Below are 23,201 nucleotides of genomic sequence, written 5' to 3' on the forward strand. Positions count from 1 at the left end.
ATCGCGGGTAACTATTGAATATCTCGTTGCCTTTCCTATACACATAACTAAAAAACAGTAGGAGTTCACGTTGAGATGAGGTGGAAAATTGAATAATTTTAATCGGTTTTTAATCGCAGTTATTGGAATTGCAGGACTGATTTGTTCCGGTATGTTAGCACTGATGGTTTATAAGGTTCCTCACCTTTCGAACTGGGTAGAAAAGTGGCAGCATCAGGAGTGGTTTTACTACACAATATTGTCAATAAGCGCATTTTTAGCTGTTATTTTTATTATTTTTCTTTTAACAGGCATATTTAGCAGGCCGCCTAAAAAGAATTTAGCAATTGTAACAGGCGAAGGCAAAATAACCATTTCTAAAGCCACGATTGAATCTACAGCTTTGCGAGCAATTAGAGGCTTTCAGGGAATACGCTCTCCTGAAGTCCAAGCATCTATTCATTCTCGTAAAGAAAGAGTTAGTCTATATATTAACTGTTCGCTGTTTGGACGAGATGGACTACCAACACTAGGAAAAGAGATGCAGCTTGAAACGAAACGTGCCGTAGAGGCTTTACTTGAGCTTCCCGTTCACTCCGTCCGCATCGATTTAACAGATACACAAACGCGAAAGAAAGAGCGTGTTGTGTGATGAAGGAGGGACATAATGGGTACTCCAGATAAATTGATTCCATACCGTGGCCGAGTACTTGGTATTTTGGCAGGTTTAGTGTTGGCAATTTTACTATTAACAATTGGTTTTGGCCCCACGCTGCTAATTGTAGCTTTTATGGGAATTGGTTATGTAATCGGGAAGTGGCGAGATGGTCATTTAGACTTAAATAATTGGGTAGGATTTTTTACTAAAGGAAGATAGAAAATCACTTTAAGGGAGATGTTCGTTATGGCAGTTAATGAAACAAATACAGCAGTAAAATCTCAGGAAAATACAAATCAAAATACATTAACATTTGAAGATCAAGTCATTAAAAAAATTGCTGGAATTGCAGCTAACGAAATTAAAGGGATTTTATCAATGAGCGGCGGATTTATGAGCGGGTTAACAGATCGCTTCCGCAGCACGGAAGATATCACAAAAGGGATTAACGCTGAAGTAGGAGAAAAGCAAGTGGCCCTTGATTTAAAAGTAATTGTCGAATACGGAAAAAATGTTCCATCCATTTTCTCTGAAACTGTTCATAACGTGAAAAAATCAGTTCACGATATGACGGGATTAGAGGTAGTAGAAGTAAATATGCATGTAGAGGACGTAATGACTCGATCTGAATTTGAAGCGAAAACGGATCGAGACAAAGAGCAGGAGTCAAAGCGTGATCTTGAATAAAATATAAAAGGTAAACACTTCCATTCGTCATATATTCTTTGTATGATGAATGAGAAGTGTTTTTTTATGGGAGGGAGAATTCTGTGATATTGGTTAGTTCTTGCTTAGCAGGTCAAGCTTGCAGATATAATGGAAGTAGTGCCTTAGTTAAGGAAATGGAAGCGCTCGTTAAAAATAAAGAAGCGGTGATGATATGTCCGGAACTGTTAGGTGGATTTCACACGCCTAGAGAACCGGCAGAAATTATAAAAGGAACGGGAATAGACGTAATAAACGGAAATGCGCGAGTTATTGAACGATCGGGAAAAGACGTGACAGATATATACATAGACGGGGCCTATAAGGCACTGAACATCGCAAAAGAAATAAAAGCTACTGCTATTGTACTAAAAGAAAACAGTCCTTCATGCGGAAGTGAACATATATATATAACGGAGCATTTCTAGGTGTTAAAATAGCCGGTGAAGGGGTAACGACTGCGTTGTTAAGAAAGCATGGTTTTATCGTTATATCCGAATCTCAATTTGCAGCTAAAATGTATTAAGAGCAATCACAATGACAAGAGGATGGGACAGAACGAAATGAATCCAACTCAAAGACAAACAATTTGGATGCATGATCTGGACTGCTTGCTCGACCGCTGTTGATTTCCGTGCAAGGCTTCGCTTTCCGCGGGCGGCCGATGAGCCTCCTCGTCGCTTCGCTCCTGCGGGGTCTCATCTGTTTCGCTGTTCCCGCAGGAGTCTTCACCTTGTCCTCCAACCAACAGCTATAAGTACCTGCGTTCACCATGATTATAAAAAAACACGAACTATTTATCCATTTTTGATAGATAGTTCGTGTTTCACTTTTATGAAATTATTTTTATCCAATCTCTTTTTGTAAAAGCTTATTTACTGTGAAGCGTATCTGCTGTGCTTTCTGTTCGTGTTACCGCATAAAGAGAGAAGCAAAGACCAAGCAATACAAAAATAGACCCGACCCAGCCGTTATAAATAACAGAGTATTGATTAACGACAATTCCTCCGACATAGGAGCCGATCGCAATTCCTACGTGTGAAATCGCTGCATTGGTGCTGATTAAAATGTCCGACGTGTCGCGTGCACTATGAATAATTAAATTGCTTTGAGCCGGTGAGACCGCCCAGCTGAGCGCACTCCAAATAATCATAAGAAGCAAGAACACAACGAATGGCAAATGAACGCCAAACGGCATAGCAATCATGCTAACAAAAAAGAGAGCAATCATGGTGATAACAGACGAAGAAGGGTTCCATCTATCAGAAACAGCTCCTCCAAGTCCTCCTCCTGCCACTGCAGCAAGACCGAAAATACCATAAATAATGGTTACCATCGTTGTATTTAATCCTAGCGTTTCTTGTAAAAATGGCGTGAAGTACGCATAAAGCGTTAAATGGCCCGCCAGTACAAACAATGTTGCTAGGTGAATAGCAAGCATTTTTTTATTGCGTAAAGCTTTTATCTGAGTCTTTAACGGTACAATTGGAGCGGGAGCTAGACGCTCCATTGTAAACCAAACGGTAATCATAATAATAGCAGTTAAGATTGCAATCATAACAAATACTTGACGCCAGCCAAGCGCATTTCCAATCAAAATACCAAGAGGAATACCCAAAACAAGTGAGCCGCTGATTCCCATAAACACAACGCCAATTGCTCTGCCTTGATATTCAGGCTTTACCATTCTAGAGGCCATTGTGGTAGATAGGACAATAATAAAAGAGCCGCTCGCAGCAGCGAGGATACGCCCGATTAATAGCATATAATAGCCCGAACTGTAGGCTGAAAATACATTGCTCAATAAGAAAATAAATAATGTCCACATATAAACTTTTTTACGCTCTATCTTAGCCGTCACATTTAGTAAAATCGGCGCAGACAAGGCATAAACAAACGAATAAATAGAGATTAAATAACCTGCTTTTGCTAGTGATACATGAAATGCATCGGCAATTAAGTCTAAGATGCCTCCTAGAATTAATTCGACTGTTCCAACAACAAAAGAAGCAATCGCAAGTATGTAAACTTTTTTATTCATCAAAAAACCCCCTCTTTAAAAAGTTACAACTAGAATAGTAACCTTTTTTAGAGTGGATTTCAATAGGTAATATTAAAAAGGTTACTAATTCATTAGTAACCTTTTTAATATCGCAGTCGAGTAAGCAGCTCCATGATCTCAGAATCCTGAAGAAGCTGCTCTTGATATTTCTTTGTAATATGGGTAAGTGCAACGTCATGGTAAAAGAAATCAGCAAAAACTTTTACAAGCGGCTGCGACATGGTTTTTATTGCTTTCCATGTCTCATGTTCAATGCCCGCAAATAAAAGGTAAGCATCGTCAACAATAATCAACTGCGACGGCTCAAGGTTTTTATGATCATCTATTGGATTTAATGTATGTAAATGTTTGAGGGCAGTCTGCAAGTTTCCTATGGTTAAGACCTCGACGTTTACGCCTTGTTTCTCTTTTTCTTCTAGCAATGAGCGGTAATGTTCCAACTCATCATTCCAAGCCGATAAAATAATAGAAGATTCCGCTTCGTGAATCAATTGTTCAATGTGAGCAGAAATAGAGGATTTATCTTTTAAACTCCAAACATGATCATCTGTAAACGTTCTTTTAATTTTATATGTTTTTAATTCATTAATGTCATTTTCAAAATCAGCAGTAAGTTTTTGAATGACGGTTTGAAGGGCTACCGCTGAATAAAGTTTCTTTTTCCCGGACAATGTATTTACTACAATGCCTTTATCAATTAAACGATTAAGTACTTCATAAATCTTTGCTTTTGGAACATGCGAATACGTGACAATCGAACTAGCATCCAGCGGACCTTCATTCGCAAGCAGCGCTTCATATACTTGACTTTCATACTGAGAAAAACCAAATTTTTGCAGCATAATTCTCTATTCATCATCCTTTCTTTTTTTTAGTATATCACGGTTTGTAAAAGTATTACTAATTGTAACTATATCTTATTAAACTATGTTCTAAATAATCAACAAAGATAAAAAATAGGCTATTAAAGGGTCTTTACTACAATAAAACTATTTTTAATCACGTGCTTTTCATACTAAAACACTCATCATCGGGTAAAGAAAAGAAAGAGGTGAAAAAAATGAAGAAAAATGAAAAACTACTGTTGAAAAAAATGAACATGAAACAGCAAAGAGAAGTTGCTGCTCAGCTTGAAGACGTACTGGATTCCTTACTGTCTCTTGAAGAAAAATTATGCTCAGCACCTGATAATAAGGAGTGGCTTTCTTTACAAGCTCAGCTTGAAAAAAGAGAACATGAGCTGAGATTTAAGCATAAAATGCTGTGTGAGGAATGGACAGCGCTATAAAAGACAGGCATTTTGTCTGTCTTTTATGGCATCTAAATTTTCATGATCCGGATAGGACTCACCATCAAAATGGCTAAAATAATCATAAGATAAGGATTCACATAATAAAACATGCCGAGCAGTGCGATAATTAGAGCTGGAAAAGGAATAGGCAGTCCTATAAAGTAACCTACAGTTGGATTTGCGCTAAATTTAGCTAACCTTAATGCACCCATGCTTGGATAAATCATAAAAGCGAGTACGGTTAGCCAAGAGTGGGGAGAAAGAGTATGAAATAGCATTGCAGGCGCTACGCCAAAGCTTATAATATCAGCCAAAGAATCTAGCTCTACACCAAACTCACTGTTAACTTTTAGCTTTCTGGCAATTTTTCCGTCAAATAAATCGAAAAAAGCGGCTAAAAAAATAAAAAGAGCAGCTAAGCGTTCGTAGCTGTTCATATTAAAGGCTATGGAAAATACGCCGCTTAGCAAATTTCCAATCGTAAAGAGATTCGGAACCCATTTTAACAGTCGAAGCATCAATGTCATACAACCGCCTTTCACAGTGTGTACGATTAGTGTAACTGTTAAATCGTATTATTATGTGAGATGCAAGATAAAAAGAAGGTAGTATTGAAAACTGGCTGTCGTTTCTGTAATATATATCGTATAATACGATAATAACTAAAAATACGATATAAAGGAGCATGATCATGAAAGTAGAGGAGTTAAACGGCTATTGGACGTCTATTTATTATCATTTGCACTATACGCATCAAGAGAAAATTACGCACCAAACCATACGTCTTTTGCAGCATATCGACAAATCATCTTCGGTTGGAATAAGAGAAATCGCAGATTATTTAACTATTTCACATAATACGGCATCTGAACATGTAAAGAGAAGCATCGAGAAAGGATATGTGTATAAAAATAGAGATATACAGGATGAAAGAAAAGTAATTCTGCATTTAACAGAAGCAGGAAAAGACATCTTAAAACGGAATTCAAGCTTGGATGAAGAAAAAGTATCAGCTATTTTACGCGAAATGACAGCATCTGAAAAACAGCTGATTCAACAGGCTTTTCAGTTATTGAGCGAGCGTGCAGAACATGTATAGTATCATCAAAATTTTAATGTCGGCTCTTATTATTGCAGGGGTAACAGAAATGGCCAAAAGATTTCCGGCATACGGTGGAATCGTGGCTGCTCTTCCAATTGTGAGCTTACTAAGTATTATATGGTTGTCAGTGCAAGGAGAAAAAAAGGAAGTGGTCAGTCAGTTTACACTTGGCGTTCTTTATGGACTCCCAGGCACTATTTTATTACTTGCTGTCGTCTATATTTGTGTAAAAAACTCCCTTCATTTGTTTGTGAGTTTATCCATAGGAGTTATGTGTTGGGCCTTGTTTTTAGTGCTTCAAAAGATGGTGATTAACCTAATTACCACATAAACTATTGGAATTTAATCCAATTTTCTGTAAAATAAAGGTCTAAGTAAAAGATAGGAGCTGAGTAGAGTTGAGTTTAGCAGAGAAAAAGTTAGGAATTGACCGAGTTGTTTTTATCGGCAGAACGTTTGAAGAGTATAGAGCTATGTTTAATTTGAATGACAAGCGTTTAAAAGGAAAAAAAGTGTTAGATTGTGCTAGCGGAGCCTGTTCTTTTACTGCTCATGCCTTGCAGCAAGGTACGAAGGCTACTAGCTGTGATATTGCCTATAAATTTACGGCAGAAGAGCTTGAAAAGAAGGGAAGCTTAGATTTAATTCATACGATGAATCAAATGCAGCACGTACAGGAGCAATATGTGTGGACGTATTTTTCGTCTATTGATGATTTAACGGAACATCGAAAAAGAGCATTAAAAGATTGTATTGCTCATATGAAAAAGAACCCGGAAGCCTATCAGTACGGAGCCCTTCCTAATTTGCCGTTTCAAAAGAACGAGTTTGATTTAACGCTTTGTGCAAACTTTTTATTTATGTACAGCGACCGGTTAGATTATACGTTTCATTTAGAGGCTTTAAAAGAACTGATACGCGTTACAAAAGAGGAAGTGCGCTTGTTTCCTTTAACGGACCTGAGCGGCAAGATTTCTACCTATTTGCCGCAGCTTTTAGAAGAGATTGCGCCTCTAGTAAAAGGAACAGAAATAGCAGATGTCCCGTATGAATTTCAAAAAGGTGCCAATCAAATGCTGAAAATATATGTATAACAAATGTAATGAAGAAGCTGAGGAAAAAGTATTTTAGCCCAAGTGAAAAACGAACCCTTGATCAAACATGTTAATCAAGGGTTCGTTTTTTTTCTTTTGTTAGGGTGAACGTATGTTTCATCTGCGCCATTCCTTTTAGCAGTTGATTGGAGGGCAAGGCGAAGACTCCTGCGGGAAAAGCGGAACAGGTGAGACCCCGCAGGAGCGGAAGCGACGAGGAGGCTCACCGGCCGCCCCCGGAAAGCGAAGCCTTGCATGGAAATCAACTGCGGCGTCACAAGCGGTTCAGCTCATGTATCCCATTTGTTCGTCTTTAGATTGGATTCATTTCGTCATGTCTTAACCTCTTTTAACATTCAAACGTTTTTTAGCAGTTTGAGTATGCTTCGTTATGGTTTCACATCCAAGCGCTTTAGCTAAGCCGAACGAAGGCATATTCACATATACTGATTCATAATTTCCTGCAGGAATAACGTACGTTTCATGATAAATGCCAACTGCATTCGTTTTTGAAGCCTGTTTATAAAAAGAATTCCAAGCTTTTAAGTGCTGAGGACCTTTGGCATAGGAGGTCAATTGATCAACTGACTCCCAATATTGAATCAGCGTAATGGTTCTTAAATTAAACGATCCTTGCAAAGATAAAAAGCCAAGATTTTTGTTTGCATACAACTCTCGAATCATAGGAGGCATTGCTTTAAATACAGGGAGCCATCTGTGTACGGCTGTCCATTTATTAATACGCATTCCTATAACAAAGACGACCAGATCCTGACCGGGCTTAGCCATTACACGATTGGAATGAATCATAAATTCTGCGCCTCCTCATCATATAATTTATTAATCGTATCTTTGCACCATTCCATCGAAGCACGAGTTGTTCGTTTACCGTAGTCTAGGGTAATAAGCCAATACGTTCTGTCAGGAGAAGGGCTTTTAGAAATGCTGTCTTCGATTCCGCAATACATGTGATAGCGTTCAGTTAGTTTCTGCTGAGCGTTTTTTAACTGCGAAATTGTGAGCTGCTTTTCTTGGTGACTACTAAAAAATAGTTTTAACAAAAGTTCATTTCGTTCTGAGGGGAGCTGCTTAATAGGTTCACGCAGCCAATCTTGCAGAACTTCTTTTCCTTTAGTTGTTATTGCGTACACTTTTTTATCCGGTTTATCAGTTTGAGCAACGGAATTTACCGTTGCTAGTTCTTCATTCACAAGCTTTTGTAAAGTGGGATAAATTTGACCATAGCTAATTTTCCAAAAATGATTTAAACTTCGATCCATTAACCGCTTAATTTCATAACCAGTTCTGCATTCAGTGGTAAGCAGTCCTAAAATCGCATATGTTGTTTGATTTTCCTTCATTTACTTTCCTCACCTATATCTTTTTGATATATATATATATATTACCATAAACAGGATATTATTCAATGAAAAAACGCGAGAATTATGCACTCTCGCGTCTAAAAAAAGGTTTGTATTGCTGAACCATCATTTGCGAAGCAGCAATAAATAAAAAGATAAAGCCTCCACACATTAGCAACATGACAGCACCTATTCTCCATAAAAGCTTTGGCATCAGCATATCTCCTTTTTTGAAGTTATTACCTATAGTGTAAAGAATAGCTTGCAAAAATTCTAGTCATAACTAAATATAATTTTATAACTTTTTTAGACTGACTCTTCCTTTGGATCATCTTCATCAAAAATAGGAACTTCTGTATACGCTTCTTCTTTTTCGAAAGCGGAAGAAGAATTCTCTTTATCCTCTTGTGCAGGCTTCGGTTTACCAGAAGAAATATCTGATTTAGCGTTTTTTAACTCTTCCATATCTTTTTGGATTTGGTCCGTGAAGTCCTTTGGTATAGCTCCGCTTCCGTATGTAGCTCCGATGTTTAAAGCACCTCCGAGCTCCTTAATGCCCACTTGGCCAATATTGTTGTTTTGTTCGTATTTATCAAGAAAAAATTTATCAATATGAATAGGCGGAGGAGCATTTTCTAAAAGTGCCGCTTTTTGATGAATCAATCTTACTTCTTCTTGAAGAGAAGACGTTCGTTTTAGCATGTCCACCTGTACTTCAGTTAAAAGCGACATGCTTCGCTCTAATGCTGAAACTCTGTTATCTAGTTCGGTCATTTTTTCGAGATAAGGAGCCATTTGTTTCTCTACAGATTGTTCTACTAAGCTAGCTATATCCGGATAAGGCACAGCTTCTTTCTTTTTATCGCGAGGGTTTTGCGTGGAGATGATTTGTTCCAATTGCGCTACTTTTTCTTTTAAAAAATGAAGCTGCCTAGCAGTCTCTTGCATGTCTTTTGTATATGATTGTTCAGTGTTTTTGTGAGCATCTCTTTGTGAAGATGAAGAATCGTTGGAAAGCACTGGCTGAGCCTCCAGCTTTTTTTTGAACATTATGAGAGAACCCATTTGCGGTTCGAGTTTTAAAAAACGGTTCATGTGAACTTCAAGCGTGTTAATACGCTTGATTTGATGTTTGAAGTCCGCTAGCTCAGTTTGAAGATGTTGGTTAGTCTGTTTGGGGTTGAAAAATCCTTTCATAGACATTTCGCTTCTCCTCATCTTGGGCTTATTTCCTCTGTAATCACAGTTAGATAAATACATATTGATTCAGTTTGGGAGTTAATATTAAATTTTTTGCATTTATAAATGCTTATGTGCAGCATTACATTTCATTCGTAAAACTACTAAACCTTATTCAATATGAATACGCTCTTCTTGAAAAAACTGCCTGTGATAAGAAAGAATAAGCAGTCCATTTTCAAATTTTGCACGCAGATGATGCGCATCTGTAGGCTCAGGCAATTCGATAATTCGGTTGAAATCTCCAGAAGGTCGTTCTTGTACAACAGGCTGCCCTGTAATGAGAGGGTGGGGCGAGCCTTTTAATAGAAGCCGGCTGCCTGAAACAGAAACGTGCAAGTTTTCTTTTAGATAACCAGGCAGGTCAGCGATAACAATGATCTCGTGAGGAGTAACATAAATGTCGATAGGTGGAAAATTACTTCTAGGAGGTTGAGGAGCGTGATGCGAATCCTGAGCAGTCATATCCATATTTTCTTTCATAAATTCGTTAAAAGCAGTTTGATCAAAAACACCGTTCCAAAAGTCGTTTGTTTGATATTTTTTAGCGAATTCCATCCACTGCATAAGTTTATCAAAGTCCATATGGTTTCCTCCTTACCACACATCATAAAAAGATGGAATTTGAATATAGTTTGAAAAGGGGGTGGTTTAAATGTCAGGTGCATCTATAAATATTAATATTTTAATGCTAAAGATAAATTCCTTTGAAAATGCGTCTGCGGTAAATATCGGACAGAATTTACTAGCAGACTGGAATAATTCAGATAAAAAAACACAGGGGTTTGGGCAAAATTTCGGTGATGATAGCGGGTTTATAGGAACGAGAAGCTGTGTTGATGATCGTGATCAAATTGATAGCCCATCGTCTTTTCAAAAAGTACCCATTTCATAGAAAGAGCCTAATAAATATAGCCAGTTCAGACGCAGGTTATATTTATTAGGCATCAGGTTGAATACTAGTAGACGAATAGATGAAGGTATGCTGCTAGTCATGCTCGTTAGAGGCGGTGTAGAAGCTTAAATTACGCTGTTTTTAACTGAGTTTGAATCGTTTACGTCTGAATCTATAATCCATGAGAACGGAGTTACGTTTGGAGAAAAATCTCCGTTTGATTCTCCTAGTCCTTGATTACGTTTATAAGATACGAACACGTCAAGCTGCTGATTAGGTCCTATGCTTAAAACGGATGAATTATCCAGAACGTTCACTTTGAAGGCTTGTAAGTTAATGACCATAGGTGAAAAAATCATATGGTTTCCTCCTTATTTATCATTTTTTGTTGCAAATGCATCCACATAATCATTATCTACAGTTTTGTAAGCAGATCCTGCTGAAAAACATTGATCAGCGAGCTGCTGTCCGAAGGCCTGATTTTTCTTTGCTGTGACATACCTTGTAACTTGTGACGTATTTCCAATAGAAATACTGCTTGCTTGATCAGCACTGCGAACGTTCAATTTTCCTAAGTTGATTTTTGTTGAGTCAAATAGCATACTATTCTCCTTTCAAACGACAGTTCTTCTAAGTCTTTAAAAGCTTATTGTAGCTTCGTTGAAAATATGAATAATACATGGATTCATTCCGAGAGTAGAAGTAGTCTACTGTAGCGTATTTTAGTTCTCCACAAAACGTGAAAAGATTTTAAAAAATCAGTAGTAAAAGGAGGAAATAATAAAAATGCACGACATTTTACATACTGTAGAAAAATCAACAGTAAAAAGCGTGTTGGCAACGATTATTCATGTAGAAGGATCCTCTTATTTAAAAGAAGGAACCTCCATGCTGTTTCAAGAAAACGGGGAGAACATTGGGATGTTAAGTGCTGATTGTGTAGAAGCAGATCTTGCTGAGCGAGTAAAAGAGTTGTTCGACACTGAGCACGTATTAACCGTTACGTACAATTTAAAAGAAGAAGGTGATGCGGGGTGGGGACAAGGAGCAGGCTGCAATGGAATTCTCTATATTCTCCTAGAACCTGTAACTGCGAAGATGAAGCAAGATCTTTTGCGGGTAAAACGCCATTTAGATAACCGAAATCCTGTTTTGCATATTAAAAAATTAGAAAAAGACTTTATTCAAACAACCTCTTTTTATGTAGAAAAGACGGGCCAAACATTTGGTGCAAATAGCGACGAATCATCTTTTGCAACAGATGATTGGAATGGGAGAAAGAGCGGTATTCAACTTTCAAATTGCTCTCTGCTCACATATGCTCATCTATATAAACCGAAGCCTCGTCTAATTATATGGGGAGCAGGTGCTGATGCAAAATATTTAGTATCACTTGCTGCCAATACGGGGTTTTTTGTTACTTTATGCGACTGGAGACCGGCTTTATGTAATAAGGAACATTTTCCGCTAGCAGAGGAAATACAGATTGGATTCCCGGAGGAAGTAGACAAACAATTATCCATACAAAGCGATGATTTTGTTGTGATTATGACGCATAATTTTTATCGAGATCAAGAAATTCTCTCGCTATTAAAATCAAGTCCTGTGAAGTATATAGGAGTTTTAGGGTCTAAAAAGCGAACGCTTCGATTATTGAATACTGATATTTCTTCACGCATTCATTCCCCGGTAGGACTTTCTATAGGAGCGGTAGGACCGCAGGAAATTGCGGTTAGTATTGTAGCTGAATTAATTGAAATCCTCCGAATGTATGATGAAAAAAAGGGGTGAAAATGTCCGGGTTAAATATTGTTGCTGTTTATCTTGCCGCGGGAGCTAGTAAAAGGATGGGCAGCAATAAGCTGCTGCTGCCTTTAGGGAATGGATGTTTAGGGAGTAAAGCTTTACGAACAGCGGTTTGTTCAAAAGTAAATCATACGATAGTAGTCACAAAGAAAGGAGATTCTCTTGAGTGGATTGACCCTATTCTTTTTTCAGAAGCATATCAGCAGAAGTGGAGTCATACTTCTTGTAGTAGCGCCTTAAAAGGTCAGTCTGCGTCTTTAAAATGCGGATTAAAAAAAGCAAAAGAATTAAGCGCTGATGCTATTATTGTGCTGCTGGCAGATCAGCCTCTTATAAGTATCGTGCTGATAGATACATTTGTTTCTCTGTTTGAGAACCATTCCTCCGCTCCGTTTATTTCTTCTTTTTATCAAGGAATTGCCAGAGCACCGGTTTTATTTTCAAAACAAATGTTTTCAAGCTTGGATAAGCTGCAAGGAGATCAAGGAGCAAGAAAAATCATAAGACAAAACGGACCTGAAAATGGAATGTCTTATGAATGTACCGACGCTTCTCTTTTCATGGATGTTGATACAAAACAAGCGTATGAACGCATTAAAAAGATATATAAAGAGAAATGTAGACGGGTTTGATTGACGGAGGTGAAAAGAGTGGATGTTATTGGGAAAAGCGTGATTCGAAAAGATGCGTTAGAAAAAGTGACGGGAACAGCTCGGTACACGAATGATTACAGTTTTAAAGGTTCCCTTCACGCCAAAATAGTAGTCAGTCCTTACGCTCATGCAAGAATTCAAGCAATAGACATTCAAGCAGCGATCGCTACTCACGGTGTTCATGCAGTTGTGACGGGTGAGCATTTGCCGTTAACCGGAGAGGGAGTTCGTGACCGGCGACCGCTTGCGTTTGAAAAAGTGCGGTATCACGGAGAAGCCGTAGTCCTTATAGTAGCAGAGACTCCTGCACTCGCTGAGCGTGCGGCGAGTGCTGTTCATATTCAATATGAGCCGTTACCTGTCGTTCATTCTCCTAGCGCCGCTATTGAGCCGGATTCTCCTTTAGTGCATGAACATATGCACATCTACAAGCATGATGAAACGGTGTATCCAGAGCCCGGCACCAACGTAGCAAACAGAGTCAAAATACGAAAAGGCAATATGGAAGAAGGTTGGCAAAAAAGTGAGTTAATAGTTGAAGAAACGTTTTCTCTATCTCCTTCAGATCACGCGGCAATGGAAACAAGAAGTGCCGCTGCTGAAATTCTTCCGAATGGATTAGTTAAAATTATCACTTCTTCTCAAGCTCCTTTTATGGTGAAAAAATTAATCAGTGAGTACTTTGAAATTGAAGCGGGAAAAGTGATCGTTGAAACACCGCTAGTAGGAGGAGGCTACGGAGGAAAAGCAGCTGTCCAGCTGGAGTTGCTTGCCTATATAGCTTCAAAAGCTGTTGGTGGAAGACTGGTTAAAATATTAAATACAAGAGAAGAAGATATGCTCACTTCGCCTGCTCACATAGGTCTAGATGCCAAAATCAAGTTAGGTTGTTCTAAAGAGGGACTCTTGCAGGCTGCTGACATTCTTTATTTGTTTGACAGCGGTGCTTATGCAGATAAAGGAACGGACCTGAGTAAAGCTGCAGCAGCTGACTGTACAGGACCTTATCGTCTTGAACATATTTTTTGTGATTCATTATGTGTATATACAAATCACCCTTACGCTTCTCCTTTTCGAGGATTCAGCCACTCAGAACTATTATTTGCGTTCGAGCGCACGATGGACATCCTTGCTAAAAAAGCAGGTATAGATCCTTTGGAGTTTAGAGAAAAAAATGCTATTTTGCCGGGCGATACTACGCCTACGCAAGTACATTTAACGTCTAGCAGCGTGGGTAACTTACCAGAATGTATCCGTCGCTTGAAGCAGCTGATCAAATGGGAGGAAGGACAGAGAACGGTGCATGAAAACGGCCTTATTACTGCTAAGGGGATTAGCTGCGTCTGGAAAACCTCTACCATTGAAACAAACGCAGGTTCCGGTGTTATTCTAACATTCAATCCGGATGGAAGCGTGAATTTAATGTCTGGCGTTATTGAATTAGGCACGGGAACGAAAACCGTGCTCGCGCAAATACTGGCTGAAAAATTGCAGATGCGCGTGGAACGCATTCATGTGCGAATGGAAGTAGATACTCAAACGACTCCTGAACATTGGAAAACGGTGGCTAGCAGAGGCACTTTTATGGCAGGAAGAGCGGTTTTAGAAGCCGCTGAAGATGTGATTAATCAATTAAAAAAGATAGCTTCTTGTATATTTCGAGCTTCTGAGGAAGATATCGAAATAAAAAATGAAAAAGTTTTTTTACGGGATGAGCCTGAAACATCCTTGGCCTTTAAAGAAATTGTATATGGCTATAAATATCCGAACGGAAATGCAATTGGAGGGCAAATTATAGGGAGAGGCAACTATATTTTAAGAGGGATGACCTACTTGGATAAAGAAACGGGAGCTGGGCGTCCGGGGCCTGAATGGACGGTAGCAGCTGAAGGAGTTGAAGTGGAATATAATCCTAGAACGTATAGGTATCGTATTGTAAAAGCTGTCTCTGTTATTGATATAGGAACCGTGCTAAACGAGAAAATGGCACGCGGGCAAGTCATGGGTGCGATGAGTATGGGGCTATCGTTTGCAGGCAGAGAAACATTTTGGTTTGATTCAAATGGCCGTATTTTAAATCCTCAGCTTCGGAAATATCGTCCTCTTCGCTACGGAGAGCATCCGGAGTACGTAGTAGATTTTATTCATACGCCTCAATTAGATGCGGCGTACGGAGCTAGAGGAGTCGGAGAACACGGGCTGCTTGGTATGCCGGCTTCTTTAGGAAACAGCTTAACGGTGGCGGCAGAAACAGAATTAAACCAACTTCCGCTTATTCCAGAATTGATTTGGAGAATGAAAGAAGGGAATGCTGATGATTTCGTTTGACTTTGAATACTATAAACCTGCTACCTTTTCAGAAGCAGTTGCCCTGTTTCAAGAGTTAGAGAATCAAGGCAAACAGCCGCGGTATTATGCTGGCGGCACTGAAATTCTGACATTAGGCAGATTGGGTTTGTTTGTTACCCATGCTGTTATTGATATAAAAAATATACCTGAATTTCAACAAACCGAAGCTAATGAAGATTGGATGATTTTTGGTGCAGGAGTAACGTTAACTGAACTGGAAGATAAAAATTTGTTTCCTTTATTAAGTAAGTCTGCTAGCGAAGTGGCTGATCACACGGCTCGAAATAAAATAACGCTAGGAGGAAATATTTGTGGGCATATTTTTTATCGAGAAGCGGTATTGCCGCTGCTTTTAACAGATAGTCAACTTGCAGTGGCAGGTCCGGCTGGAACCAATATCTATTCGATTCACGACCTTTTTAACCGGCGTTTGCAGCTGGAAAACGGAGAACTTCTTGTTCAGGTGTTTGTTGAAAAGAAGTACGCTGCCCTGCCATATATGAGTATAAAAGAACGCCAGCAGTGGGATACAGGATATCCATTAGTGACAATAGCAGCGTTAAAAATAGAAGGAGCCATTCGAGTAGCTTTCAGCGGAGTCTGTTCGTTTCCTTTTCGCTCAGCAGAAATAGAAGAAATGCTAAATCATAAAGAAACGCCATTAGAAGCTCGAATTCAAAATGCTCTTGATTATATACCGGCTCCAATTTTAAATGATGGGGAAGGGTCGAATCGCTATCGCAAATTTGTGATTAAAAATTTATTGTTTGATATTTTCACAGAGCTGGGGGGAACGTAACATGCTAAAAGATGAACGGTATAGAATAACAATTAAGCTAAAGGTTAATGGTGAAGAAAAAATGGTTGATATCCGAACAGCAGATACGTTGCTTTACGTATTAAGAGAAAAGCTGGGCCTTACCGGAGCAAAACCAGGCTGCTTAAACGGGGACTGCGGAGCTTGTACAGTAGGGATAAATCAGCGGCCAATGAAATCTTGCCTCATGTTAGCGGCAGAAACAGAAGAGAAAGAAATAATGACTATAGAAGGGCTGAAGAGTTCACCTATGCAAAAAGCTTTTATTGAACACTTTGCTTTTCAGTGCGGTTATTGCACATCGGGTTTTATCATGAATGCTCATTTGCTTTCCAAACACCATCCTTCAGGCAGTGACGATATTATAAAGGAGTGGCTTGCTTCCAATATATGCAGATGTACAGGGTATAAAGAAATTGAAGACGCAGTAAAATCTGTTTTACACTTTTCGGAGCGGGAGTGAGACGGGAAAAAGAAAAAATAGAATAACATTTACACGTGTTTAGAATAGTATGTGCTAAGGGTGTGGAGAATGTGGAATGGAAAAGCGGCTTTGACAAAGAAAGGGAACTGATCTTTGCCATTCAACGAAATCTGGATGTAGTAACAGCTATATTATTATTAACTGGCCAAATAACAATTATAGGCGTATTTGTGACACCCGGAGCTTTTCGTATTTCAGTAGGGGGACCTATTACAGGAACTAGCCGAATAGAAGGAAAGGACGGAGATGCGGGAATTAATATCATTATTGATATGATTGATGTGATTCTTGCGGCGTTGCTGCTTAATAACCAGATCAATGTGTCGGGCGCCTTTATTTCTTCTGGAAGGTTTACCATTAATGTAAGTGGACCTATTTTTGGCGTTCCTAAAACAGAACCTGCATTAAGTGAACTAAATCAATCCTCTCAGTTTTTTCATCGTACCGTATCAAAACATTTTTATGTAAATCCTGACTTAGTTGAAAAATTTACAAAGGACTGATTAAGATGTCATTAACGGATATACCTACAGTAAGACCTTCAGAGACGAGTATTTTTCTTATCGCGCTGCCGCTTATTATTTTTATTTTTTTCTTTACTCAGCCAAAAGCATCAGACATCAAATAATCATGTAGCATAATGGCGATTGTATCACTTTGTACAGAAGCTGCCTATTTTTCTGTTCGTATCATTACCTCTTCATTCATTAAGCCCCTAACGCTTTTCTTTTCTGTCATGTTTCATTAAAATGAACATAAATATATACGTAAAGATAAGTAGAGAAAAGAATAATGTAGTGTTTTCTAACGTTATAAAATAGCTTACGATACGAAGAAAGCGTCTATAATAAAAGAAACGAAACTTTTGCGTGGTCAACTGACGATGCTTTTTATTTTTACGAACTGCAGTGAAGGCAGAAAGGAGAGAATTCGATGAGTTTGCGCGACCGGCTGCTTTATGTAGCGGAACATTATAAACAAATGGGTGGAGACGTACTTGTAAAACACGAAGTAGAAAATATGATTACACGCCGGCTTCCGATTTCTCTTTATCGATTGGAGCATATAAATCGAGAAGAAATGCGTATATCGGGCCACCACGCTGAAACATTTCCTTACGTGACTCTTGCTAATAAGAATATAGAGAGTGATGTGATAGTAGCATATTTATTCAGTGAAGACGGTCAGCGCATTTACTTAGTCATGATGAAAGGAGATGCAGGGGAAGGAACTGATCTGAAAGACATTCGTTTTTTTACTCCTGAACATGCCCGCGTATTGAAAGATAATCATATTGTCATTGGTACAAGCATGGAAGCGAAAAGCTTTGAGGATAGAGTAGCTCTTTACCTTCCTTACAATATAGCAGACTTACCTAACAATGATCAGCTTCAAGATGATTTGCATTTACTGCTGAGTATGCATGAACAGTATATAAAAACATACGGAATGAGCAAAGAGATGATTGGCGATAAAGACGCCATCGTCCACATTCATGAGTATATTAAGAAATCTGGATTTACATACGAACGACAAGATATAGCCAACGCCTACTTTGCTTTAAAGACCAAGCCTTTTATTGTTTTATCAGGAATGAGCGGGACGGGAAAAACAAAGCTTGCGCAGCTCTTAGCAGATAGTATCGGTGCCACGATTGAAAATGGCAGACAAGTGCTTATTCCAGTTCGGCCCGATTGGCACGATAGTTCAGATTTATTAGGGTATATTGATTTAAGAGGAGATTTTCGCAGAGGATCGTTTCTGTCGATTATGCAGCAAGCCATTCAGCATCCAGCTTACACATATGTTGCCATATTGGATGAAATGAACTTAGCTCGAGTTGAACATTATTTTAGCGATATTTTAAGCGTGATGGAAAGCAGAAGCTGGTCAAAAGGGAAAATCAAAACAGCTCCGTTATTTCCTGGACATAAGATGTTCCGAGATATTTATTTGCCATCTAACCTTCTCATTATCGGTACCATTAATATGGATGAAACAACTCATGGGTTTAGTCAAAAGTTGTTAGATCGTACCAACACGATTGAGCTGAATAAGATTCAGCTAGATTCTTTTGATTTTTTAGATGATAGAGATCCACCTCGGCACAGTATTGAAAATGTACAAATTCAAAGTCAATACGTTCACTTAAAAGATGCGTATGTTGAACATGCTGAGCTCATTCACGAAGTAACAAATGAACTGCTAACCGTCAACGAGATGCTTACAGAAGTCGATTTACAAATAGGTTACCGCGTACGCGACGAAATATGCTTTTATCTAATTTACGCAGTGAAAAGCGGAGTGTTTACATTTGATCAGGCGTTTGATTTTCAGATATTGCAAAAAGTTTTGCCTCGTATTTCAGGAAGTGATGCTTACACATTTGACCTATTAAAAAATCTTTATTATTACTGTACAAATACGCTGCTCGATGATGAATTTGAGACAGCTGTTGTCAACGCAGACGGGATGAGATTTCCTAAAAGTGCACGCAAAATAATGGAGATGATGAGACGTTTTGAAGTATACGGATACACGTCATTTTGGATTAATACCGTACGTTGAAATTGAAACCGATACGTGTACGGTGGTTATAAAAGGAAAGAATAAGAAAAAAATAAAATCTGCAGAAGAAGTGATGTTTTTTTCTTGTACGGGAAAAGGAATCACACATGTAAAAGTACTAAATCAAACAAAAGGCATGATGACTTCCAAACCGCCGCTTGAGCCTTTATTTTTTGAAAATGAAACCTATCAAATTACAGTTGTTTCAAAAAATGAAACAAGTCTGTTTGTTAATCACGACTCAAAAGCAGTTGAACAAAGTTTTCAAACCGTAGGATTTCCCTACATTTTAACAGGAAATATAAGCTTTCAAAATGAGGTAGGGTATTCTACGTTTCATGTCTACAGTGAAATAGAAAAAGAGCTGTCTTTTACTCTTGAAATTTTCCCATCAAAGATGAGCTACAAGACAGATTATGTACGCATGGTTGATGAAGTGAACGGATACATTCATGATTTGGCATACGATATGCTCCGTAAAACGTATATTGAAGCAAAATCGGTTTGGTCTAAACAAGCAACATGGACGGAATTTTATCATGTGCTCTCTCACTATATGAAACCCTTTCTTCATTCTGTTCGTCAGATTGAGAATCAGCCGTTTCAATCGGTAAAATTTGAACATGAGCTCATGAGAGGAGATCAAATAAAAAAACAAGATAGCCAGGCTATATCATTTGTCCGAACACACCCTACCTATCTTGCATCTTCAAGCAGAGGAATTAAAATTAATCGGCATATAAAAGTAGTACCCACAAAAGCAATTGGCACAAGACATGTAGCTACCTATGATAATTTGGAAAATCAAAGTGTTAAATGGATGATGACGCAGCTGTATCACAAGCTAACTACACTAATTGACAAGTTGATAGAAGATAGATATGTAAAAAAAGAAGCGGTGTCTGCTCTAGAAACCAATCATACCGAATTAAAAAGGCTGCTAAACAATGTGTTCTGGCAAAGAGTGAAGACCATACAAGTTTCAACTCTTCCTTCTACACTCCGTACGGCACCCCGCTACCGGGAAGCAAGCAGATACTTTATGTTCTTAACGCGAGGGTTGGCTCTTAACGGAGAGTTTTACCACCTTTCATTAAAAGATATCGCAACTCTCTATGAATACTGGACGTATGTTAGTCTTTTAAAGAAGTTGCAAATTTACGGCAAACGAATAGAACAAAACATCATGACAACGACAGAACAAGGGTTGAATGTCAGGGTGCAGGCCTCTTACCATCGTTTTCAGGTGGGAAAAGCAGAAGTAACGCTATGGTATCAAAAAGAATACCATCATACTCATACTGTTATCCAAAAGCCGGACTTGCTGCTTGAAGTAAAGCAAGGGGAGAAAAAAAGTGTATATCTTTTTGACGCTAAGTATCGTATCAAACCAAATCACGATACGCCCTCTCCTAGAGAAGAAGATATTAATACCATGCACCGTTACCGAGACGCTATTGTAGATGAAAATGGAATAAAACCGGTACAAACAGCGGTTGTGCTGTTTCCAGGGAAAGCAGAAGGCTATAAGCAGCATCATTTTTATAAAAGTATTGAACGTGTTGGAGTGGGTGCGCTGCCTTTTTTGCCGGGAGAGGAAGGGTTAGTAGAAGAATTTATTAAAACTATTTGTACGGAAGAACCAAATCTTTTCAGCGCTGATTAGGTAAATAGGTAGAACGTGAACAAGCCTTTTTTTATACGTTGACATAGTGTTAAGTTTTTTATGTTTTGATGACATTTCGAGATTTTAGTTGTATTTTCCTGTTGAATTTTCTAGAATAGTAGAGAATAAAACCGTATCGAAAAGAAGTCGTATCATGTGCAGAGAACGTATCAGGAGGACAACGAAGTGAAAAAGATTCTACTATTCACGTTAGTAGCGCTATTGGCAACTTTTTTTATTGACAGGGTATACAGCGAACGCAACCAAGCGCAACTTCAGCAAACCGTAATTAATGAAATTAAAAAAACAAATCAAAGTAAAGAAGAAGCTTCCATCCTTGATTTTAATGAATTATGTGATTTTAGATGGGATAAAGTATATGTTTTTGGACCGGAAACGACCCGCAGTGAGGTAAATGAAAAGCTGGGCTTCAATTGGTCTGAAGCAAAAGCAAAAGGTATTGGAAAAGATAAAAAAGATAACTTTATTGTTTTTGTGGAAAATGATCAAGTAACGCAATATTTAAAAATACCGGCGTCATATGGAGCTATTGTTCCTAAGACTTCTGTTGCAAATGAAAGCTAACGAACTTCTTCGTTAGCTTTTTTTATGCTTTCTTTTTTAAGGATGACGTTTTTTTCTCTGCTGTTGATTTTGTCGGCTGTAAAGTAGAAGGATCTATGCTCACCTTTAACATTTCCATTAAATGCCGAATATCTCGTTCTTCGCTTCCGCTTACTTTTGTAACTTCGCCTTGATTTATTTTTTGTTGAATGACGCTTTGTAAGGCATCTCGGTAGTTGTTTTTGTAAATAGATGGATTAAAAGAAGTAGATAGCTTATCAATTAATTCCACCGTCACTTGTGTATCACTTTCATTAACAGAAGAAGTAGTAGATAAGTTAGGCACATCTGTGACTGAACGAAGTTCTTCTTCAAAATGCATCGTGTGAAGAACGAGAGAGCCGCCCACGGAACGAATAATGGCGATTTGCTGTTTGGAATATAAAAATACATTGGCAATACCGACTTTATTCGTTATTTCAAGTGCATTTAATAACGTATAATAAGCTTTTAGGCTCGTTTCTTCAGGAGAAATATAGTAGGGCTTATCAAAAAACAGGGGATCAATGTCATCTAACGAAACAAAGTGCAACAATTCAACAGCTTTGTTTGCTGCAAAGGGCTCTTTGACACGATCAATTTCCTGTTGTGAAAGTACAACAAACTGACCGGTCGCGGTTTCGTATCCTTTAACCAGTTCATCGGATTCTACTTCTCGTCCACACGTTTGGCAATGTTTTTCTTGATGAATGGGTGTATGGCAAACGGAGTGCAGTGTGCGCAGCTTTACATCTTTTTCTTCAATTGCTCCGTGCAGTTTAATAGGGATGTCAATTAATCCAAAGCTGATTTTACCTTTCCAAGCAGTATGAAGCATAAATGTTCTCCTTTTACTCTTTTTTAGTAGTGTGCCGTAAAACAAATGAGATATCCAATTGTTTTGAAAAGGAAAACTTTCTAAAAAAACTATGTGCTAAATAAACAATTAAAGAGTTCCAATAAAGCTGCAGAGACAACATCTGCAGCTTTATTGGAACTCAATAGGAACTATTGGCTGATTAGATTCATTTGTCTCATGTTTGGAAATCGTAATTTCAAGGATTTCGTTACTAAATGTAGCGGTAATCTTTTTATTCAACAATGAAAATGGAAAGTCAATTGTACGTTCAACGCTTTCTTCCATTTGTTCTCTTGCAAGCGTTCCTTGCTTTTCATCATGAAATTCTCTAAGGCAGTATTTTTTGGCTGTGAGCTGTAAGTGGTCAGCTTGTATCTGAACGATAATATCCTTAGGGTGATACCCTAATAATTCAGCTTCGACAATAAATGATTGTTCTGTTTCAAATAAATCTATACGAACGGAATCATAATCTAAATAACTCATAAAGGGATTTGAAAGCATGACTTCTAACAACTCTTGAAAGCCTTTTACAAACATTTGGTCTGCTGGCAGACGCTTGTTTTTCATTTCTACGTTCCTCCATTATTTAAACTGTTTCACTTTACTATCATATGCGCGTTTATGTACTTAGTGAACTCCTGTGCAAAGAATAAGCTTGAAGTACTAGCTGCCTTTTCTATGCATAAAAAAGCAAGCTCTGTAGAGAGCTTGCCGCTGTTTTACATATCATGTCCGCTATTGTGTTTTTGGCGAGAATGCTTACGGTTCTTTACTTTATGAGATCCGCTTAGCGGTTCGGGCTGTCCAGAATTGCTTTTTGGCGCATTTCTTCTGATGTCTTTGCTGCTGTTTTTGTTCATAGTTAAACCCTCCCTTTCATTTATTAGGGTGGGATAGTGACAGGGGATTTATCCGATGAAAAATTCCCCTTTCTAAAAATAGGTTTAGCAAAAACAGGAAATGGGAACAGAAAAAAAGCGCCATATATAATGACGCCTTCTCGTTAG

Annotated in this window: 32 protein-coding genes and 1 pseudogene; 19 read left to right on the forward strand and 14 right to left on the reverse strand. The window is 38.4% G+C overall.

Annotated elements, in window-relative coordinates; all coding sequences use genetic code 11:
• The first annotated feature begins 88 nt into the window (after window positions 1–88).
• The 4 genes and pseudogenes from amaP (at window position 89) to ACH6EI_RS11435 (ending at window position 1,868) form a co-directional block, all read left to right on the forward strand.
• Window positions 89–631 carry an alkaline shock response membrane anchor protein AmaP gene (amaP, locus tag ACH6EI_RS11420; RefSeq protein WP_033579150.1) on the forward strand — a complete coding sequence of 181 codons (543 nt, stop codon included), beginning with the start codon at window positions 89–91 and terminating at the stop codon, window positions 629–631.
• A gap of 15 nt (window positions 632–646) precedes the next feature.
• On the forward strand, window positions 647–856 hold the full coding sequence (locus tag ACH6EI_RS11425) for a DUF2273 domain-containing protein (protein ID WP_048019213.1): 210 nt from the start codon (window positions 647–649) through the stop codon (window positions 854–856).
• Window positions 857–883: 27 nt separating this feature from the next.
• Window positions 884–1,324, forward strand: coding sequence for an Asp23/Gls24 family envelope stress response protein (locus ACH6EI_RS11430; protein ID WP_098999393.1), 441 nt, complete (start codon window positions 884–886; stop codon window positions 1,322–1,324).
• Window positions 1,325–1,407: 83 nt separating this feature from the next.
• Window positions 1,408–1,868 (forward strand): annotated as a pseudogene (locus ACH6EI_RS11435) (2-thiouracil desulfurase family protein).
• Window positions 1,869–1,916: 48 nt separating this feature from the next.
• Here the strand turns inward: ACH6EI_RS11435 and ACH6EI_RS11440 are convergent.
• From ACH6EI_RS11440 to ACH6EI_RS11450, 3 genes are all read right to left on the reverse strand, one after another.
• Window positions 1,917–2,090, reverse strand: a complete 174-nt coding sequence (locus tag ACH6EI_RS11440; RefSeq protein WP_306460852.1) for a hypothetical protein — start codon at window positions 2,088–2,090, stop codon at window positions 1,917–1,919.
• 123 nt (window positions 2,091–2,213) lie between these two features.
• Window positions 2,214–3,383, reverse strand: a complete 1,170-nt coding sequence (locus ACH6EI_RS11445) for an MFS transporter (protein WP_048019216.1) — start codon at window positions 3,381–3,383, stop codon at window positions 2,214–2,216.
• A gap of 104 nt (window positions 3,384–3,487) precedes the next feature.
• Window positions 3,488–4,246 (reverse strand): TrmB family transcriptional regulator, encoded by a 759-nt coding sequence (locus ACH6EI_RS11450; protein WP_048019217.1) that lies wholly within the window; start codon window positions 4,244–4,246, stop codon window positions 3,488–3,490.
• A 218-nt stretch (window positions 4,247–4,464) separates the two neighbouring features.
• Between ACH6EI_RS11450 and ACH6EI_RS11455 the strand changes: the two genes are divergently transcribed.
• Complete coding sequence (locus ACH6EI_RS11455) at window positions 4,465–4,692, forward strand: hypothetical protein (protein WP_048019218.1); 228 nt, start codon at window positions 4,465–4,467, stop codon at window positions 4,690–4,692.
• 32 nt (window positions 4,693–4,724) lie between these two features.
• Here the strand turns inward: ACH6EI_RS11455 and pssA are convergent, their stop codons facing one another.
• The gene (gene pssA / locus ACH6EI_RS11460; RefSeq protein ID WP_176521421.1) at window positions 4,725–5,216 is read right to left on the reverse strand and encodes a CDP-diacylglycerol--serine O-phosphatidyltransferase; all 492 of its coding nucleotides are present in this window, start codon (window positions 5,214–5,216) and stop codon (window positions 4,725–4,727) included.
• A 170-nt stretch (window positions 5,217–5,386) separates the two neighbouring features.
• Between pssA and ACH6EI_RS11465 the strand changes: the two genes are divergently transcribed.
• The 4 genes from ACH6EI_RS11465 to ACH6EI_RS11480 all read left to right on the forward strand — a co-directional run bounded on the left by ACH6EI_RS11465 (window position 5,387) and on the right by ACH6EI_RS11480 (window position 7,234).
• Window positions 5,387–5,794, forward strand: a complete 408-nt coding sequence (locus tag ACH6EI_RS11465) for a MarR family winged helix-turn-helix transcriptional regulator (RefSeq protein WP_098113042.1) — start codon at window positions 5,387–5,389, stop codon at window positions 5,792–5,794.
• Window positions 5,787–6,128, forward strand: coding sequence for a DUF3147 family protein (locus ACH6EI_RS11470; protein WP_047750859.1), 342 nt, complete (start codon window positions 5,787–5,789; stop codon window positions 6,126–6,128). Before ACH6EI_RS11465 ends, ACH6EI_RS11470 begins: the two co-directional genes overlap by 8 nt.
• Before the next feature lie 67 nt (window positions 6,129–6,195).
• Window positions 6,196–6,891, forward strand: coding sequence for a class I SAM-dependent methyltransferase (locus ACH6EI_RS11475; RefSeq protein ID WP_034269246.1), 696 nt, complete (start codon window positions 6,196–6,198; stop codon window positions 6,889–6,891).
• Window positions 6,892–7,033: 142 nt separating this feature from the next.
• Window positions 7,034–7,234, forward strand: a complete 201-nt coding sequence (locus ACH6EI_RS11480) for a hypothetical protein (protein WP_108674747.1) — start codon at window positions 7,034–7,036, stop codon at window positions 7,232–7,234.
• On the opposite strand, the gene ACH6EI_RS11485 is transcribed toward ACH6EI_RS11480, so the two are convergent.
• The 5 genes from ACH6EI_RS11485 to ACH6EI_RS11505 form a co-directional block, all read right to left on the reverse strand.
• Window positions 7,231–7,701, reverse strand: coding sequence for a DUF4188 domain-containing protein (locus ACH6EI_RS11485; RefSeq protein WP_034266510.1), 471 nt, complete (start codon window positions 7,699–7,701; stop codon window positions 7,231–7,233). The two genes, ACH6EI_RS11480 and ACH6EI_RS11485, sit on opposite strands and share 4 nt — an antisense overlap.
• Window positions 7,698–8,252 carry a PadR family transcriptional regulator gene (locus ACH6EI_RS11490; RefSeq protein WP_034266508.1) on the reverse strand — a complete coding sequence of 185 codons (555 nt, stop codon included), beginning with the start codon at window positions 8,250–8,252 and terminating at the stop codon, window positions 7,698–7,700. The genes ACH6EI_RS11485 and ACH6EI_RS11490 overlap by 4 nt, the downstream gene beginning before the upstream one ends.
• 82 nt (window positions 8,253–8,334) lie before the next feature.
• Window positions 8,335–8,466, reverse strand: a complete 132-nt coding sequence (locus ACH6EI_RS11495) for a hypothetical protein (RefSeq protein ID WP_013057274.1) — start codon at window positions 8,464–8,466, stop codon at window positions 8,335–8,337.
• Between the two features lie 92 nt (window positions 8,467–8,558).
• A complete protein-coding gene (locus ACH6EI_RS11500; protein ID WP_048019223.1) occupies window positions 8,559–9,455 on the reverse strand; it encodes a dynamitin family protein in 897 nt (298 codons plus the stop codon).
• Window positions 9,456–9,602: 147 nt separating this feature from the next.
• Window positions 9,603–10,076: an Hsp20/alpha crystallin family protein gene (locus ACH6EI_RS11505; protein ID WP_033579135.1), complete on the reverse strand. Its 474-nt coding sequence runs from the start codon at window positions 10,074–10,076 to the stop codon at window positions 9,603–9,605.
• Window positions 10,077–10,146: 70 nt separating this feature from the next.
• On the opposite strand from ACH6EI_RS11505, the gene ACH6EI_RS11510 reads away from it, so the two are divergent.
• On the forward strand, window positions 10,147–10,386 hold the full coding sequence (locus ACH6EI_RS11510; RefSeq protein WP_033579134.1) for a hypothetical protein: 240 nt from the start codon (window positions 10,147–10,149) through the stop codon (window positions 10,384–10,386).
• Window positions 10,387–10,511: 125 nt separating this feature from the next.
• Here the strand turns inward: ACH6EI_RS11510 and ACH6EI_RS11515 are convergent, their stop codons facing one another.
• On the reverse strand, window positions 10,512–10,745 hold the full coding sequence (locus tag ACH6EI_RS11515; RefSeq protein ID WP_013057270.1) for a hypothetical protein: 234 nt from the start codon (window positions 10,743–10,745) through the stop codon (window positions 10,512–10,514).
• A gap of 12 nt (window positions 10,746–10,757) precedes the next feature.
• Window positions 10,758–10,988, reverse strand: a complete 231-nt coding sequence (locus tag ACH6EI_RS11520; RefSeq protein WP_098999392.1) for a hypothetical protein — start codon at window positions 10,986–10,988, stop codon at window positions 10,758–10,760.
• 184 nt (window positions 10,989–11,172) lie between these two features.
• On the opposite strand from ACH6EI_RS11520, the gene ACH6EI_RS11525 reads away from it, so the two are divergent.
• From ACH6EI_RS11525 to ACH6EI_RS11565, 9 genes are all read left to right on the forward strand, one after another.
• Window positions 11,173–12,177, forward strand: coding sequence for an XdhC family protein (locus tag ACH6EI_RS11525; protein WP_098999391.1), 1,005 nt, complete (start codon window positions 11,173–11,175; stop codon window positions 12,175–12,177).
• Between the two features lie 2 nt (window positions 12,178–12,179).
• Window positions 12,180–12,824, forward strand: a complete 645-nt coding sequence (locus ACH6EI_RS11530) for an NTP transferase domain-containing protein (protein ID WP_098999390.1) — start codon at window positions 12,180–12,182, stop codon at window positions 12,822–12,824.
• 18 nt (window positions 12,825–12,842) lie between these two features.
• A complete protein-coding gene (locus tag ACH6EI_RS11535) occupies window positions 12,843–15,173 on the forward strand; it encodes a xanthine dehydrogenase family protein molybdopterin-binding subunit (protein ID WP_098999389.1) in 2,331 nt (776 codons plus the stop codon).
• Window positions 15,160–15,993, forward strand: coding sequence for an FAD binding domain-containing protein (locus ACH6EI_RS11540; protein WP_098999388.1), 834 nt, complete (start codon window positions 15,160–15,162; stop codon window positions 15,991–15,993). The genes ACH6EI_RS11535 and ACH6EI_RS11540 overlap by 14 nt, the downstream gene beginning before the upstream one ends.
• Before the next feature lies 1 nt (window position 15,994).
• A complete protein-coding gene (locus ACH6EI_RS11545) occupies window positions 15,995–16,474 on the forward strand; it encodes a (2Fe-2S)-binding protein (protein WP_063247888.1) in 480 nt (159 codons plus the stop codon).
• Window positions 16,475–16,545: 71 nt separating this feature from the next.
• The gene (locus ACH6EI_RS11550; RefSeq protein ID WP_372454456.1) at window positions 16,546–16,998 is read left to right on the forward strand and encodes a hypothetical protein; all 453 of its coding nucleotides are present in this window, start codon (window positions 16,546–16,548) and stop codon (window positions 16,996–16,998) included.
• A 430-nt stretch (window positions 16,999–17,428) separates the two neighbouring features.
• On the forward strand, window positions 17,429–19,063 hold the full coding sequence (locus ACH6EI_RS11555) for an MrcB family domain-containing protein (protein ID WP_047750865.1): 1,635 nt from the start codon (window positions 17,429–17,431) through the stop codon (window positions 19,061–19,063).
• Entirely contained in the window at window positions 19,017–20,729 is a 1,713-nt protein-coding gene (locus tag ACH6EI_RS11560; RefSeq protein WP_108674745.1) for a DUF2357 domain-containing protein, read from the forward strand. Before ACH6EI_RS11555 ends, ACH6EI_RS11560 begins: the two co-directional genes overlap by 47 nt.
• Before the next feature lie 186 nt (window positions 20,730–20,915).
• The gene (locus ACH6EI_RS11565) at window positions 20,916–21,314 is read left to right on the forward strand and encodes a hypothetical protein (protein ID WP_014459877.1); all 399 of its coding nucleotides are present in this window, start codon (window positions 20,916–20,918) and stop codon (window positions 21,312–21,314) included.
• Window positions 21,315–21,336: 22 nt separating this feature from the next.
• Here ACH6EI_RS11565 and ku read toward each other — a convergent pair whose 3' ends face one another.
• The 3 genes from ku to ACH6EI_RS11580 all read right to left on the reverse strand — a co-directional run bounded on the left by ku (window position 21,337) and on the right by ACH6EI_RS11580 (window position 23,054).
• On the reverse strand, window positions 21,337–22,170 hold the full coding sequence (ku, locus tag ACH6EI_RS11570; protein ID WP_028413156.1) for a non-homologous end joining protein Ku: 834 nt from the start codon (window positions 22,168–22,170) through the stop codon (window positions 21,337–21,339).
• Between the two features lie 150 nt (window positions 22,171–22,320).
• On the reverse strand, window positions 22,321–22,761 hold the full coding sequence (locus ACH6EI_RS11575) for an Hsp20/alpha crystallin family protein (RefSeq protein ID WP_034266496.1): 441 nt from the start codon (window positions 22,759–22,761) through the stop codon (window positions 22,321–22,323).
• A 152-nt stretch (window positions 22,762–22,913) separates the two neighbouring features.
• Window positions 22,914–23,054 carry a small acid-soluble spore protein P gene (locus ACH6EI_RS11580; protein WP_013057256.1) on the reverse strand — a complete coding sequence of 47 codons (141 nt, stop codon included), beginning with the start codon at window positions 23,052–23,054 and terminating at the stop codon, window positions 22,914–22,916.
• Window positions 23,055–23,201 lie beyond the last annotated feature (147 nt).

The sequence above is a fragment of the Priestia sp. JSM ZJ58 genome, assembly GCF_044383985.1.
In the GTDB taxonomy this organism is placed as follows: Bacteria; Bacillota; Bacilli; order Bacillales; family Bacillaceae_H; genus Priestia; species Priestia zanthoxyli.

Bases quoted from the DNA above. Each gene is read 5' to 3' on its own strand.
- ku (WP_028413156.1), bottom strand. From the start codon at position 22,170: ATGCTTCATACTGCTTGGAAAGGTAAAATCAGCTTTGGATTAATTGAC.
- ACH6EI_RS11490 (WP_034266508.1), bottom strand. From the start codon at position 8,252: ATGAAGGAAAATCAAACAACATATGCGATTTTAGGACTGCTTACCACT.
- ACH6EI_RS11545 (WP_063247888.1), top strand. From the start codon at position 15,995: ATGCTAAAAGATGAACGGTATAGAATAACAATTAAGCTAAAGGTTAAT.
- ACH6EI_RS11455 (WP_048019218.1), top strand. From the start codon at position 4,465: ATGAAGAAAAATGAAAAACTACTGTTGAAAAAAATGAACATGAAACAG.
- ACH6EI_RS11445 (WP_048019216.1), bottom strand. From the start codon at position 3,383: ATGAATAAAAAAGTTTACATACTTGCGATTGCTTCTTTTGTTGTTGGA.
- ACH6EI_RS11515 (WP_013057270.1), bottom strand. From the start codon at position 10,745: ATGATTTTTTCACCTATGGTCATTAACTTACAAGCCTTCAAAGTGAAC.
- ACH6EI_RS11580 (WP_013057256.1), bottom strand. From the start codon at position 23,054: ATGAACAAAAACAGCAGCAAAGACATCAGAAGAAATGCGCCAAAAAGC.
- ACH6EI_RS11505 (WP_033579135.1), bottom strand. From the start codon at position 10,076: ATGGACTTTGATAAACTTATGCAGTGGATGGAATTCGCTAAAAAATAT.
- ACH6EI_RS11520 (WP_098999392.1), bottom strand. From the start codon at position 10,988: ATGCTATTTGACTCAACAAAAATCAACTTAGGAAAATTGAACGTTCGC.
- ACH6EI_RS11525 (WP_098999391.1), top strand. From the start codon at position 11,173: ATGCACGACATTTTACATACTGTAGAAAAATCAACAGTAAAAAGCGTG.
- ACH6EI_RS11430 (WP_098999393.1), top strand. From the start codon at position 884: ATGGCAGTTAATGAAACAAATACAGCAGTAAAATCTCAGGAAAATACA.
- ACH6EI_RS11510 (WP_033579134.1), top strand. From the start codon at position 10,147: ATGTCAGGTGCATCTATAAATATTAATATTTTAATGCTAAAGATAAAT.
- ACH6EI_RS11450 (WP_048019217.1), bottom strand. From the start codon at position 4,246: ATGCTGCAAAAATTTGGTTTTTCTCAGTATGAAAGTCAAGTATATGAA.
- ACH6EI_RS11575 (WP_034266496.1), bottom strand. From the start codon at position 22,761: ATGAAAAACAAGCGTCTGCCAGCAGACCAAATGTTTGTAAAAGGCTTT.
- ACH6EI_RS11485 (WP_034266510.1), bottom strand. From the start codon at position 7,701: ATGATTCATTCCAATCGTGTAATGGCTAAGCCCGGTCAGGATCTGGTC.
- ACH6EI_RS11425 (WP_048019213.1), top strand. From the start codon at position 647: ATGGGTACTCCAGATAAATTGATTCCATACCGTGGCCGAGTACTTGGT.
- ACH6EI_RS11555 (WP_047750865.1), top strand. From the start codon at position 17,429: ATGAGTTTGCGCGACCGGCTGCTTTATGTAGCGGAACATTATAAACAA.
- ACH6EI_RS11470 (WP_047750859.1), top strand. From the start codon at position 5,787: ATGTATAGTATCATCAAAATTTTAATGTCGGCTCTTATTATTGCAGGG.
- ACH6EI_RS11465 (WP_098113042.1), top strand. From the start codon at position 5,387: ATGAAAGTAGAGGAGTTAAACGGCTATTGGACGTCTATTTATTATCAT.
- ACH6EI_RS11540 (WP_098999388.1), top strand. From the start codon at position 15,160: ATGATTTCGTTTGACTTTGAATACTATAAACCTGCTACCTTTTCAGAA.
- ACH6EI_RS11495 (WP_013057274.1), bottom strand. From the start codon at position 8,466: ATGCCAAAGCTTTTATGGAGAATAGGTGCTGTCATGTTGCTAATGTGT.
- ACH6EI_RS11530 (WP_098999390.1), top strand. From the start codon at position 12,180: ATGTCCGGGTTAAATATTGTTGCTGTTTATCTTGCCGCGGGAGCTAGT.
- ACH6EI_RS11500 (WP_048019223.1), bottom strand. From the start codon at position 9,455: ATGTCTATGAAAGGATTTTTCAACCCCAAACAGACTAACCAACATCTT.